Source organism: Streptomyces sp. DH41, from assembly GCF_029813785.1.
GTDB lineage: Bacteria > Actinomycetota > Actinomycetes > Streptomycetales > Streptomycetaceae > Streptomyces.
Map to the genome: position 1 here is coordinate 551,040 of NZ_JARVKY010000002.1, position 13,514 is coordinate 564,553.

11 protein-coding genes are annotated in these 13,514 nt (G+C 72.9%); 2 read left to right on the forward strand and 9 right to left on the reverse strand.

Annotated features, from left to right (window positions below; genetic code table 11):
* Positions 1–10: 10 nt before the first annotated feature.
* The gene (pdxR, locus tag QC283_RS05740; RefSeq protein WP_279560245.1) at positions 11–1,456 is read right to left on the reverse strand and encodes a MocR-like pyridoxine biosynthesis transcription factor PdxR; all 1,446 of its coding nucleotides are present in this window, start codon (positions 1,454–1,456) and stop codon (positions 11–13) included.
* A gap of 46 nt (positions 1,457–1,502) precedes the next feature.
* Here pdxR and QC283_RS05745 point away from each other — a divergent pair, with 46 nt between their 5' ends.
* Both QC283_RS05745 and QC283_RS05750 read left to right on the forward strand, forming a co-directional pair.
* The gene (locus tag QC283_RS05745; RefSeq protein WP_279560246.1) at positions 1,503–2,015 is read left to right on the forward strand and encodes a carboxymuconolactone decarboxylase family protein; all 513 of its coding nucleotides are present in this window, start codon (positions 1,503–1,505) and stop codon (positions 2,013–2,015) included.
* A 2-nt stretch (positions 2,016–2,017) separates the two neighbouring features.
* Positions 2,018–2,737, forward strand: a complete 720-nt coding sequence (locus QC283_RS05750; protein WP_279560403.1) for an isocitrate lyase/PEP mutase family protein — start codon at positions 2,018–2,020, stop codon at positions 2,735–2,737.
* A gap of 3 nt (positions 2,738–2,740) precedes the next feature.
* Here the strand turns inward: QC283_RS05750 and QC283_RS05755 are convergent, their stop codons facing one another.
* The 8 genes from QC283_RS05755 to QC283_RS05790 form a co-directional block, all read right to left on the reverse strand.
* Entirely contained in the window at positions 2,741–3,691 is a 951-nt protein-coding gene (locus QC283_RS05755; protein ID WP_279560247.1) for an ABC transporter substrate-binding protein, read from the reverse strand.
* Position 3,692: 1 nt separating this feature from the next.
* Positions 3,693–5,636: an ABC transporter permease gene (locus QC283_RS05760; protein ID WP_279560248.1), complete on the reverse strand. Its 1,944-nt coding sequence runs from the start codon at positions 5,634–5,636 to the stop codon at positions 3,693–3,695.
* Entirely contained in the window at positions 5,636–6,835 is a 1,200-nt protein-coding gene (locus QC283_RS05765; protein ID WP_279560249.1) for a quaternary amine ABC transporter ATP-binding protein, read from the reverse strand. The genes QC283_RS05760 and QC283_RS05765 overlap by 1 nt, the downstream gene beginning before the upstream one ends.
* Entirely contained in the window at positions 6,832–8,364 is a 1,533-nt protein-coding gene (locus QC283_RS05770) for a GMC family oxidoreductase (RefSeq protein ID WP_279560250.1), read from the reverse strand. The genes QC283_RS05765 and QC283_RS05770 overlap by 4 nt, the downstream gene beginning before the upstream one ends.
* A 57-nt stretch (positions 8,365–8,421) precedes the next feature.
* Positions 8,422–9,942, reverse strand: coding sequence for an aldehyde dehydrogenase family protein (locus QC283_RS05775; RefSeq protein WP_279560251.1), 1,521 nt, complete (start codon positions 9,940–9,942; stop codon positions 8,422–8,424).
* 177 nt (positions 9,943–10,119) lie between these two features.
* Entirely contained in the window at positions 10,120–11,055 is a 936-nt protein-coding gene (locus QC283_RS05780; RefSeq protein WP_279560252.1) for a hypothetical protein, read from the reverse strand.
* 247 nt (positions 11,056–11,302) lie between these two features.
* Positions 11,303–11,656, reverse strand: coding sequence for a hypothetical protein (locus QC283_RS05785; protein WP_279560253.1), 354 nt, complete (start codon positions 11,654–11,656; stop codon positions 11,303–11,305).
* The gene (locus QC283_RS05790) at positions 11,656–13,428 is read right to left on the reverse strand and encodes a hypothetical protein (RefSeq protein ID WP_279560254.1); all 1,773 of its coding nucleotides are present in this window, start codon (positions 13,426–13,428) and stop codon (positions 11,656–11,658) included. The genes QC283_RS05785 and QC283_RS05790 overlap by 1 nt, the downstream gene beginning before the upstream one ends.
* Positions 13,429–13,514 lie beyond the last annotated feature (86 nt).

Below are 13,514 nucleotides of genomic sequence, written 5' to 3' on the forward strand. Positions count from 1 at the left end.
CCGGGGGACTCTACGGCAGCGCCCGGCAGAGCGCGTCCAGGGCCCCTGCCCAGGCGTGCTCGGGCGGGGTGCCGTAGCCGACGACGAGGGCGTCCAGCGGGGCGACGGCGGCCTCCGGGTGCCGGAACGTGGACAGGCCGTGGACCGCGAGTCCGTTCCAGGCGGCGGCCCGGACGGCCTGCTGCTCGGTGCCGGGGGGCAGTTGGAGGACGGCGTGCAGTCCGGCGGCGATACCGGTGACGCGCACCTCGGGGGCGCGCTCGGCGAGGGCGGCGACCAGGGCGTCGCGGCGGCGCCGGTAGCGCAGCCGGACGGCCCTGACATGCCGGTCGTAGCCGCCGGAGCCGAGGAACTCCGCGAGGGTCAGCTGGTCCAGGGCGCCCGGGGTGCGGCCCGCCATGCAGTCCATGGCGTCCTCGACGAGCGAGGGCGGCAGCACCAGCCAGCCCAGGCGCAGCCCGGGGGCCAGGGACTTGCTGGCGGTGCCCAGGTAGACGACGCGGTCGGGGTCCAGGCCCTGGAGGGCGCCGACGGGCTGTCGGTCGTAGCGGAGTTCGCCGTCGTAGTCGTCCTCCAGGACCAGCCCGCCGGTGCGGCGGGCCCAGTCGATCAGTGCCGTCCGGCGCTCGGGGAGCAGCGGGAGGCCCAGCGGGAACTGGTGGGAGAGCGTCAGCAGGGCGGCCTGGGCGGCGGCCGGGTCGGCGAGGGGGAGGGTGCCCCGGTCGTCGAACGGCAGCGGCGGCGTGTCGCAGCCCGCGCGCGTGAGCAGCCGGCGGTGGTGGGGCAGGCCGTAGGACTCGACCGCCACGGAGCGTGCTCCCCGCTGCCGCAGCAGTTCGGCGAGGACGCCGAGCCCGCCGAGGAAGCCGGCGCAGACGACGATCCTGTCCGGGTCGGCGTGCACGCCTCGGGCGCGGGAGAGGTAGTCGGCGAGCGCGGTGCGCAGTTCGGGGCGGCCGCGGGGGTCGCCGTAGCCGAGGGCCCGGTCGGGGGCGGTGGTCAGGGCGCGGCGGGCCGCCCGCAGCCACTGGGCCCGGGGGAACGACGCGAGTTCCGGCGTGCCGGGGACGAGGTCGTAGGCGGGCCGGCCCGGCTCACGCCGGTGCGGTGCCGGGTGGGACGGCGCCGGGCGGTGGTCGGGGGCGGCGGGCGTGCGGTCCGGGGTGGCGGGCGTGCCGTCCGGGATGGCGGGTGTGCGGTCGGCCACCCGGGTGCCGGATCCCTGGCGGGCGGCGAGCCAGCCCTCGGCGACCAGGTCGGCGTAGACCTCGGCCACCGTGTTGCGCGCCACGCCCAGGTCGGCGGCGAGCGAGCGCGAGGAGGGCAGCCGGGTGCCGGGAGCCAGCCGGCCGCCGCGGACGGCCTCGCGCAGGGCGTCGGTGAGGCCGCGGCGCAGCCCGGTGCCGGACCGGTCCAGGTGAAGGTCGACACCGAAAGTGGCCCATGATTTCCCCATGGAAATGGACCATACCCGTGGGCTGCCTCGCTTCTAGTCTCGAAGCATGACGACGAACGAGAACATCACCGCCGCTTCCGACGCCTTCGCCCCCGAGGAGGCCCCCCGGCTGGAGTGGGCCAAGCACGCACCCGAGGTCTGGAAGGCGATGCTCCGGCTGGAGAAGGCGGCCAACCAGGGGCTGGACCCGAAGCTGAGGGAACTGGTGAAGATCCGTACCTCCCAGCTCAACCACTGCGCCTTCTGCCTGGACATGCACACCAAGGACGCCCTCGCGGCCGGTGAGAGCGTGGAGCGGATCGTGCAGCTGTCCGCCTGGGAGGAGTCGCGGCACTTCTACACGGAGAGGGAGCTCGCGGCGATCGAGCTGACCGAGGCGGTCACCGTCCTGACGGACGGTTTCGTGCCGGACGAGGTGTACGGGAAGGCCGCGAAGTACTTCGACGAGGCCGAGCTGGCCCAGCTGATCGCCGCGATCACGGTGATCAACGCCTGGAACCGGTTCGGCGTGACGTGCCGGCTGACGCCGGGCCACTACACCCCGGGGCAGCACGCGTGACCGTGGGCAAGGCGGACCGCTTCCGGGCCCTCCATCACGGCCGCGCCCCGGGCGACCCCCTCGTGCTGCCCGGCCCCTGGGACGCGGCGAGCGCCCGCGTCTTCGCCGAGGCCGGGTTCCCGGCGCTCGCGACGCCCAGCGCGGGCGTGGCGGCGTCGCTGGGGTACGAGGACGGGGCGACCCCGGCCGACGAGATGTTCGCGGCCGTCGCGCGGATCGCGCGGGCCGTGGACGTTCCCGTGTCGGCGGACGTCGAGGACGGGTACGGACTGGCGCCGAAGGAGCTGGTGGAGCGGCTGCTGGAGGCCGGCGCCGTGGGCTGCAACCTGGAGGACTCCGCCGACGGCGTGCTCAAGGACCCGCACGAGCACGCCGAGTGGCTGGCCGAGGTGCGGGCGGCGGCCGGGGACCGGCTCTTCGTCAACGCCCGGGTCGACACGTTCGTCAGGGGCGTCGACGACCCGGAGGCGGCGATCGAGCGGGCCGCGCTGTACGTCGCCGCCGGCGCCGACTGCGTGTACCCGATCTTCGCCCCGGTCGGTGTACTGCCGTCGCTGCGGGCCGGGATACAGGGGCCGGTCAACGTGGGCGCGCTGCCCGGGGAAGGCCCCTCGCCCGCCGAACTCGGCGAACTCGGGGCCACCCGCGTCACGTTCGGACCGGGACTCCAGCGGCGTGCGGCGCGTGCGCTGCGGGAGATCGCGGCCGGACTCGCGAAGTGAGGGTCAGGGCAGCCACTTCTTCCAGACGGACTCGTGGCTGTCCACCCACTTCTTCGCCGCCTCGTCGGGCCGCATCTTCTGCTCGGCGATCATCAGGGAGACCTGGTTCTGGTCCTCGGTCGTCCACGTGAAGTCCTTCAGGAACTCCGCCGCCTCGCCGCCGTTCTCCGCGAAGTCGGCGTTGAGGTACTTCTGCAGCTCGGTGACCGGGTAGGCGCAGTCGACCTTCGCCGGGTCGGCGTCGCAGCCCTCCTCGTACGGCGGCAGCTTCACCTCGGTCATCGGCACCTTCTCGAAGAGCCACTGGGGGGTGTACCAGTAGCTCAGGAAGGGCTTCTTCTCCTTGGCGAACTGCTGCATCTGGGTGATCTGGGCGGCCTCGGAGCCGGCGAAGACGACCTTGTAGTCCAGGTCGAGGTTCTCCACCAGGGCCTTGTCGTTGGTGACGTAGGACGGAGAGCCGTCCATCAGCTGGCCCTTGTCGCCGCTCTCCGCGGTGCGCAGCAGCTCGGCGTACTTGTTCAGGTTCTTCCAGTCCGTCACGTCCGGGTGCTTCTTCGCGAAGTACGTCGGGACGAACCAGCCGATGTGCCCGGTGACGCCGAGGTCGCCGCCGGGGGCGATGGTCTTCTTGTCCTCGACGTAGCGCTGCTCCTGCTCGGGGTGGCCCCAGTCCTCCAGGATGGCGTCGACGCGGCCCTGGCTGAGCGCGTCCCAGGCGGGGACCTCGTCGACCTGGACGGTGTCGACGCGGTAGCCGAGCTCGTGCTCCAGCAGGTACTGGGCGACGGCCACGTTGGCCTGGGCGCCCACCCAGGACTGCACGGACAGGGTGACGGTCTTGGCGCCCTGGGCATTGGCGTACGGGGACGCCTGCTTGGTCATGTCGGCGGCGCCGCAGCCGGTGGCCAGCACCAGCACGGCCACGGCTGCCGTGATCCGCTTGCGTGACATCTCAGGCTCCCTTCCTCGTACGGCGTTCGGTCGGCTGGGTGACCCGGTCGAGCATCAGGCCGAGGCAGACGATCGCCGCGCCGGCCACCAGACCGGTCGCCAGGTCGCCCTGGGCCAGGCCGAAGACGACCTGGTAGCCGAGCGCGCCACCGCCGACCAGGCCGCCGATGATGACGACGGCGAGGACGAGGACGACGCCCTGGTTGACGGCGAGCAGCAGGGACCGGCGGGCCAGCGGGAGCTGGACCTGCCGCAGTTGCTGCCCGCTGGTGGCGCCGAGCGAGCGGGCCGACTCCATGGCGGCCGGGTCGACCTGGCGCAGCCCCTGGGCGGTGATGCGGACGACGGCCGGGAGGGCGTAGACGACCGCGGCGGCCACGGCGGGGGCGCGGCCCACGCCGAAGAGGGCGACGACCGGGATCAGGTACACGAACTGCGGCATCGTCTGGAAGACGTCCAGGACGGGCCGCAGCGCGCGCTCGAAGCGGTCGCTGCGGGCGGCGGCGACGCCCGCAGCGAAGCCGATGACCAGGGTCACGGCGACGGCCGCCAGGACCTGCGAGAGCGTGTCCAGGGACGGGTTCCACACGCCGAGCACGCCGATCGCGGCCATGGCGAGGACGGCGGTGAGCGCGGTGCGCCAGGTGCCGATCAGCCACGCGAGGGCGGCGACGACGAGCAGTACGGACCACCAGGGCAGCCACTGGAGGCCGTCCCGGAGCGGGTTGAGGACCCCGCTGGTGAAGTGGGCGGCCCAGTCGGCGGTGCCACCGACGACGGGCACGCCGGAGTACAGGTGGGCGGTCATCCAGTCGACGGCCCGGTTGACGGGCTCGGCGATGTCCACCTCCCACGCGTCGGGCCAGTCGAGGAACCCGGCGATCCGTCCGGCGACCGCGACGGCAGCGGCGGCGGCCACGACGTACAGCCAGGTCAGCGGCGACTTCCCGGTCTCACCGAGCCGCTCCCCCGCCGCGCCGGTGACGCGGTCGAGGACGACGGCGAGCAGCACGATCGGGATGCCGGCCGCGAGCGCCGCGCCCACGTCGACCGAGGCGAGGGCCTGGTAGACGCGGTCGCCGAGGCCGCCGGCGCCGATGACGGAGGCGATGACGGCCATGGAGAGCGCCATCATGATCGTCTGGTTGACGCCGAGGAGGAGTTCCTTGCGGGCCAGCGGGATGCGGGCGGTCAGCAGCCGCTGGCGGGCGGTGGTGCCGAGCGACTCGACGGCCTCCAGCACCTCCTTGTCGGCGCCGCGCAGGCCGAGGGCGGTGAGCCGGGCCATGGGCGGGGCGGCGTAGACGACGGTGGCCAGGACCGCGGCGGGGACGCCGATGCCGAAGACCAGCACGACGGGCAGGAGGTAGGCGAAGGCGGGCAGCACCTGCATGGTGTCGAGCACCGGGCGCAGGACGCGGTCCATCCGGTCGGACAGGCCGGCGGCCAGGCCGAGCAGGGCGCCGACGACGACCGACGCGAGGACGGCGACGACCATGAGCGCGAGGGTCTGCATGGTCGGCACCCACATGCCGAGCAGGCCGCAGGCCAGGAACGCGGCCGCGGTGCCGAAGGCCAGCCTCACTCCGGCCACGCGCCAGGCGATCAGGGCGCCGATCGCGGTGACCCCGGCCCAGCCGACGGCGAGGAGGGCGAGGTACACGGCGCGTACGGCGATGACGACGACGTTGCTGACGTGGCCGAAGAAGTAGAGGAACAGCGGGTGGCTGTCGCGGTTGTCGATGATCCAGTCGCTGGCCTTGCCGAGCGGTTCGGAGACGTCGACGGTGAGGGCGGACGGCCAGGTGGTGCCGCCCCACTGGGTCACGGCGACGGGGACGAGGATCGCGGCGGCGACGGCGAGGGTCAGGAGCTTGCGTACGGCGGGGTGGGTGAGGATGCCCGGCGGGGCGGTCTTTCGGGCTGTTGCCGTGAGCGTTGCCATCAGACCGGCTCCTCGCTGGTGGCGGGGGGCGGGGTGGTCGGCTTGCGGCGCTGGGCCGGTGCCGCCGCTGCGGCACGACTGCCCGCAGCCGCGGCGGTCGCGTCGGCTGCGGCCGCGTCAGCCGTGCCCGCCGTGCCCGCCACCACCGACAGCAGGGCGTTCGCGTCGACCACGCCCAGGCAGCGGCCGTCGTCCATCACGCGGGCCGGGGAGCCGGCGCGGGCGACGGCCTCGATGGCCTCGGACACGGTGGCGCCGGGCCGGAGCGCGGGGCCGGTGCCGGCCTCGTCGGCCGAGGAGGCGGGGCGCATGGCCGTACGGACGGTGAGGACCTGCTCGCGGGGCACGTCGCGGACGAACTCCCGGACGTAGTCGTCGGCGGGCGAGCCGACGATCTCCTCCGGGGTGCCGAGCTGGACCACACGGCCGTCGCGCATCAGGGCGATGCGGTCGCCGAGCTTGAGGGCTTCCTGGAGGTCGTGGGTGATGAAGACCATCGTGCGGCCCTCCTCGCGGTGCAGCCGGACGACCTCCTCCTGCATGTCCCGCCGGATCAGCGGGTCGAGCGCGCTGAACGGCTCGTCGAAGAGCAGCACCTCGGGGTCGACGGCGAGGGCGCGGGCGAGGCCGACGCGCTGGCGCTGGCCTCCGGAGAGCTGGCCGGGGCGTCGGTGTTCCAGGCCCTCCAGGCCGACCTTGGCGACGATGGCGGCGGCGCGCTCGCGGCGCTCGGCGCGGCCCACGCCCTGGACCTCCAGGCCGTACGCCACGTTGTCCAGGACGGTGCGGTGCGGGAGCAGGCCGAAGTGCTGGAAGACCATCGCGGCACGGTGGCGGCGCAGTTCGCGCAGCCGGGACCTGTCCATGGCACGGACGTCCTCGCCGTCGATGGCGATGGCGCCCGCGGTCGGCTCGATCAGCCGGGTCAGGCAGCGTACGAGGGTGGACTTGCCGGAGCCGGACAGGCCCATGACGACGAAGACCTCGCCCTTGCGCACGTCGAAGGAGACGTCCGCGACGGCGGCCGTGCAGCCGGTGCGCGAGCGCAGCTCGGCCGGGCTCAGGGCGCTCAGTTCGGGGTCGGCGGGGATCCGGGCGGCCTTCGGGCCGAAGACCTTCCACAGGCCGTCCACGGAGAAGACGGGAGCGGTGGACTCGTCGGTGCCCGGCGGCGTACTGGCGCTGGTGGCGGTACTCATCGGGCGTCACCGCCGATCAGCTCGACGGCGCGCTCGCCGACCATGAGGACGCCGATCATCGGGTTCACGGCGGGCATGGCGGGGAAGACGGAGGCGTCCGCGACGCGGATGCCCTCCAGGCCGCGGACGCGCAACTCGGGGTCGACGACGGCCTGCTCGTCGGTGGCGGCGCCCATCTTGCAGGTGCCCGCCGGGTGGTAGACGGTGTGGGCGACCTTGCGGGCGTACTCGCTCAGCTCCTCGTCGCCGGTGACGTCCGGGCCGGGGCAGACCTCGCGCTTGAGCCAGCCTGCCAGCGGCTCGGTCCTCGCGACCTCGCGGGCGATCTTGATGCCGTCGACGAGGGTGCGGCCGTCGTGGTCGTCCTCGTCGGTGAAGTAGCGGAAGTCCAGGGCGGGCTTCACGGACGGGTCGGCGCTGGTCAGGTAGAGCCGGCCGCGGGACTTCGGCTTGGGGATGTTCGGGGTCATCGAAACGCCGAACTCCGGGCGTTCGTAGCCGAGGCGCTCCGGGTTGTCCGTGAACGGGATCTGGTAGAAGTGGAACATCAGGTCGGGGCCCGGGTGTTCGGGGTCGCGGCGCACGAACAGACCGGCGTCGGAGTCCATCGCGGAGTTGTCCGGGATGGGGCCGTCGGTCTCCCACACGATCACCGACTCGGGGTGGTCGAGCAGGTTCTCGCCGACCCCGGGCAGGTCGAGCGCCACGGGTATGCCGAGGGCTTCGAGGTCCTCACGGGGGCCGATGCCCGAGTGCAGCAGCAGGCGGGGCGAGTCGACCGCGCCGGCGCAGAGTACGACCTCGTTCCGCGCCCGGACGAGGATCTCCTCGCCGTCCTTGGTGCGGACGTGGACGCCCTCGGCGCGGGTCCCGTCGAGCTGGAGCTTGTACGCCCAGGTCTCCAGCATGATCGTGAGGTTGGGCCGCTCGTCCATCACGGGGTGCAGGTACGCCACCGAAGCCGACGACCGCTTGTTGTTCTCGGGGTGGTAGGCGAGGTCGAAGAAGCCGACGCCCTCGGTGAACGGCTTCTTGTTGAAGCCCTCGACGCGGGGCACCTCCAGGGCCTTCTGCGCGGAGTCGACGAAGTCGCGGGCGATGGCGTTCCGGTCCTTCTCGTCGACCGGGACGATGTTGTTCTTGAGGCGCGCGTAGTACGCCTCCATCGGCACCGCGCCCCAGCCCTCGGCGCCGGCCGCCTCCCACTCGTCCCAGTCGGACGGCAGCGGCTTGAAGGCGATGAGGGTGTTGTGGGAGGAGCAGCCGCCGAGCACCCGTGCGCGGCTGTGCCGGATGTGCGAGTTGCCGCGTGGCTGTTCGGTGGTGGGGTAGTCGTAGTCCAGCTCCCCGCCGAGCAGGCCCATCCAGCGGCGCAGGGTGAGCACGTCGTCGCGGCCGACGTCGCTGGGGCCGCCCTCGATGACGGCGACGGTGACGTCCGGGTTCTCGGTGAGGCGGGAGGCGATCACCGATCCCGCGGTGCCGCCGCCGATGACGACGTAGTCGTAGACATGGGTGGTCTCGGGCATGGGGGTACTCCAGAGGGTGAGCGGTCGGGGAGCCGGGCGGGCTGGGGCTGAGCCCGGTCAGCCGGCGAACCAGCGGACGGGCTTCGGGGCGAGGTTCTGGTAGACGTGCTTGCTCTCGCGGTACTCGGCGAGGCCCGCGGGGCCCAGTTCGCGGCCGACGCCGCTCTTGCCGAAGCCGCCCCACTCCGCCTGCGGGAGGTAGGGGTGGAAGTCGTTGATCCAGACGGTGCCGTGCCGGAGCCGGCCCGCGACCCGGCGGGCCCGTCCCGCGTCGGCGGTCCAGACGGCACCGGCCAGACCGTACTCGGTGTCGTTGGCGAGGGCTACGGCCTCGTCCTCGGTACGGAAGGTCTCGACGGTGAGCACCGGTCCGAAGACCTCCTCCCGTACGACCTTCATCTCGCGGTGGCAGTGGTCGAGGAGGGTCGGCTCGTAGAAGTAGCCGCTCTCCGGCCGCTGGGGAGACGGCTCGGGGCGCTTGCCGCCGCAGCGCAGCTCGGCGCCCTCGGCCAGCGCGGAGGCGACGTAGTTCTCGGTCTTGGCGCGCTGCTGCTCGGAGACGAGCGGGCCGCACTCGACGCCGTCCTCGGTGCCGCGGCCGAGGCGGATCTTCGCGGCGCGGCGGGCGAGTTCGGCGACGAAGCGTTCGCGGACCGACTCCTCGATGATGAGGCGCCCGCCGGCGGAGCAGACCTGGCCGCTGTGGATGAAGGCGGCGTTGAGGGCCTGGTCGACGGCGGTGTCGAAGCCCTCCTCGGTCTCGCAGGCGTCGGCGAAGACGACGTTGGGGTTCTTGCCGCCGAGTTCGAGGGCGACCTTCTTGACGGTGACGGCGGCGGCCTGGGCGACCTTGGTGCCGCTGATCAGGCCGCCGGTGAAGGAGACCAGGTCGACGTCGGGGTGCTCGGCGAGCCGGGCGCCGACGGTGTGACCCGGGCCGGTGACGATGTTCGCGACGCCGGTGGGGAGGCCGGCCTCGGTCAGCAGGTCGATCAGGGCGACGGTCGTCATCGGGGTGATCTCGCTGGGCTTGATCACGAAGGTGTTGCCGGCCGCGAGCGCGGGGGCGATCTTCCAGCTGGCCTGGAGGAGCGGGTAGTTCCAGGGCGTGATCATCGCGCAGACGCCGACCGGCTCGTGCACGACGACGCTGTGGATCTCGGGCGAGCCCGCATCGACGACCCGGCCGGGGGCCTCGCCGGCGACCAGGTCCGCGAAGTAGCGGAAGGCGTCGGCGACGCAGTCGATGTCGACCCGGCCCTCCTCGACGGTCTTGCCCGCGTCGCGGCTCTCCAGCAGGCCGAGCGTCTCGCGGTCGCGCACGAGCAGGTCGGCGACGCGGCGCAGCAGGGCGGCGCGCTCGGTGACCGGGGTGTGCGGCCACTCGCCCGTGTCGAAGGCGCGCCGGGCGGCGGCCACCGCCAGGTCGGTGTCGCGCTCGTCGCCCTCCGCGATCACGGCGAACGGCAGGGCGTCCGCGGGGTCGAGGATGTCGCGCGTGTGCCCCGAGGCGGCCGCTCGCCATTCACCCCCGGCATGGATGGTGTCGCGCGCCCGGAGTTCCGTACTGTCCGCCATGATCGTCAATGCCTTCCGTTCCCTGTTCAGCGCCCGTGCACCACGCAGGTGTCATGCACGGGACCGGGTGCTCATGCCCTTGGTCCCCGGATGCATGCGGTTCCGGGATCGGAAGTGTGCCGAGTCACTGAACAAAGGGACGGAGCGGAACGAACCGCCCACCCTGTGAGTGCCCGTTCACAGGGTGTCGGCGTCGCTGCCGCAGGTCGTGTACGGCGGGCAGAAGTGGCCGAGGGCCGCCCGCAGCATGGCCCGCTCGTCCTCGCGGCCGTCCGCCTCCGCCCCGTAGGCGGCGATCGCGTAGACCTCGCCGTCGGCGGCCAGGAAGCGCTCGTCGACGACATGCCAGGTGCCGATGTCGGGTTCGCCCTTGAGGGAGTCGGCGAGGTACTCGAGCCGGGAGCCGGTGAAGTCGCCGTCGTCCAGGGTCTCCAGGGAGATCTGCCGGAAGCCGTCGGCCTTGGCCGTGTCCTCGGAGAGGAACAGCTCGAAGGACGCGTCGGGCGAGGCTTCCTCCACCTGGTACACCTGCAGCCGCAGTGCGCCGTCGGTGCTGCGGTAGTTGACCACGTCGATGCCGTACTTCGAGGGCACCTCCTCGCGCACCCAGCCCACGGGACGGGCGATGGTGAAGCCCTCCGCGTCGGAGTGCAGCTCGTAGTCGTCGGGCAGCTCGGAACCGTCGAGCGGCCCGGAGCCGTCGGGTGGCCCGGTGGCCGTGCCGGACGGCGAATCCGGCATGTCGGAGGCGGGTGTCCCTGCCTCGTCGGTCCGGAGCGTCGAGGGCTCGGGGGCCGAGGGTTCCGGGGTGGGGGACGCGCTCGCCGACACCGCCGCGTGGTCGCCGCGGTCGTCCGTGCCGTCGTCTTTGGGGACCACGAGCGTCAGTACGAGGGCTCCCACGACCCCGGCCGCGGCGGCACCGCCCAGCACGGACCACATGAGCCGGCGGCTGGGACCGCCGGTGCCGGCGGGGGGCGGCGTCCGCGGATGCCCGGGCCGCGGCCAGGAACCGGTGTGGGGCAGTTCGGGCGCGGACCAGGTACCGGGGGCCGGCGGTGACCCCGGCAGCGAGGCGCCGGGCGGGTGGTCGGCGTTCTCGTCGTGTGACACCTGTGGTGCTCGCGGGGACTGAGGTGCTGGCGAGGGCTGAGGTGGTAGCGGGGTCTGGGGTGCTTGTGGTGTCCGGGGTGGTTGCGGAGCCTGCGGGGTCGGTGGTCCTTGCGGCGTCTGTGGTGCCTCTGGCGCCGACCCCGGCCGGGGCGGTGGTGGTGGGGTCACCGGCGCGGTGCCGCCCGCGGTGTCCTCCCAGCGTTGGGTCGTCTCGTTCCAGTACCGCTGCCGTCCCCCGCTCATCGGGTCACATCCCCAGCAGCCCGGCGACCGTCCCGAAGGACGCGAACAGGGACAGGGCCGCCTGCGTCTCCTCGAACAGGCCCCGCAGCCGCTGGAGGCGCCCCTCGGGGGCCGTGCCGGTACGGGTGATCTCCTCCTCGGTGTCCGCGAGGGCCGTGTCGAGCCTGGCGGTCTGCTCGGTCCCCTGGATCCGCGCCAGGTCGGCACGCAACTCCCGCACCGCCCTCAGCAGTTCCTCGGCGGTCTGGTCGCGCGGCGCCGTGGTGCCGTAGTGGCTCGTCACGTTCGCGTTGTCGCCGACGGCGAAGGTCGCCCCCTGGGCGTTGCCGATGTGCACGTTCGGCTCGTTGGCTGCCATTAGCTTCCGGATCCCTTCTGCGGCGCGGGGCCGGCGGTCTTGGACGGGGCGTGGGACGAGACGTGGGACTTGTCGCCGACGGCGAAGGTCGCCCCTTGGGCGTTGCCGATGTACGTACTGCCGTTGCTGAGGTTCACGATCTTCTGCACGAACTCACCGGTCTCGTAACCGGCGTCGGCCAGGGCCAGCCGCACACCGTGCCCCACACGGTCCTGGATGCTCCTGAGGTAGCGGCTGACGTCCATCTCCTGGAAGGTCGACCCGGTGGGCATCGAGGCCAGCTCCCGTACGGAGATGGCGGGACCCGCGGGGAGCGCGCCCGTGTGGCCGCCGGTCAGCAGCCGCCACCCGTACACCAGGCCCCGTCCGAGGGTGAGCAGGGAACGGCCCACGGAGCCGGGCACCAGGGCGGCGGCCCCGGCCGCCTTGCCCAGCACGTTGTTGTTGCGGAAGCGGTGGGAGGCACGGTCGGCGTCCTTGAAGTCCGCGCGCACCGGGGTCAGTACGTGCGGGGCGATCTCCAGCATGAGCATCCGGCCCTGGGTGTGCAGGCGCACGAAGACCGTGACGACCAGTTCCTCCTCCCAGCCGCCGACCCGGATCCGCAGGAAGTGCCGCCGCTTCTCGGCGCCCTCCTCCACGGCACGCGAGCGGTGCTGCTCGAACTCCTCCCAGCTGTACGGGGCCTGCTCACGGTCGAGCAGCCCCTCCACCGGGAGGAACACGCACTCGTCGAGCTCCAGCCGGCGCAACCGGTCGCGCACGCCGGCGCCCGCGTACTCGGAGGGCATGCGCAGCTGTTCGATCAGGGGCCGGACGCGGTCCAGGACGGCGCGGTTGCTGAGCGGCTGCTGCTTCTTCTCGTCGTCCGGCTTCAGCTCGACGGCCAGCACCCAGGTGTCGTACGCCGCTCCCGCCCCCAAGAACGGGTGCTTCTCGTTGTACATGACCAGCGGCGCGTGCTGCTCCAGCCGGATGCGTCGCATCAGCCGCTGGAACCGCTCGCCCTCGGCCTTCTCCGCCGGGTCACCGGCGGCGTCCGGGAAGCGTTCCGGGGAGAGTTCGGCGGCGAGCGCGCGGGCGAACTGGTTGCGCTGCGCGGCCACGCACATCCCGATCAGCACGAGGACGGCGATCCCCAGCCAGGCCTGCCAGACCTCGATCAGAGCGGCGCCGTCCCCGACGGACGGGAGCGCCACGTCGGCGAACTCCTGCCAGTCGGAGCCGCTGGAGCCGCCGGAGCCGTAGAAGTCGGCTGCCGATCCGTACGAGGAGTCGTCGTCCGAGCCGCCGCCGAACGCGACGGCGACCATGATGAACATGGAGAAGGCGAACTGCAAGCGCCCGCACCAGCGCACCATGAAGGCCGCGATCCGCCGGTACAGGGGCGGTCGCTCCCCGCGGCCCCTGATCCAGGGGGCCAGGGCGAGCAGCACACTGGGCCACAGGAAGACGGCGAGCAGCCCGCCGCTGAGCGGGATCCCCACCACCCACAGTCCGATGACGGCCGCGGACCACAGCAGCTCCAGTCGGCGGGCCCGCAGGGCGTGCGCGAGGACCCGGGCCGCGTCGAAGCCGAGCGACGGCGCCACGACCCGCTGCTCGTCGAGATACAGATCGTCGATGACGCGGTCCCGGTAACCGGGGTCGAGATAGGCGCCCGCGCACAGCAGCCGGGTCGCCTCACTGGCGTAGGGCGGGGTGGGCGGGGGTTCCGGTGGTGTCCCCGCGTTGCTCTGCTGTGGTTGCTGCGGCACGTAGGCGGTGCTCACGCCGATCCCCCGATGCGCGTGAAGTCCGGCGACTTCGGTCGAGTTGAGAGGCAGCAGCATAGAGGAGGGACGGGGCCGCCAGGCCC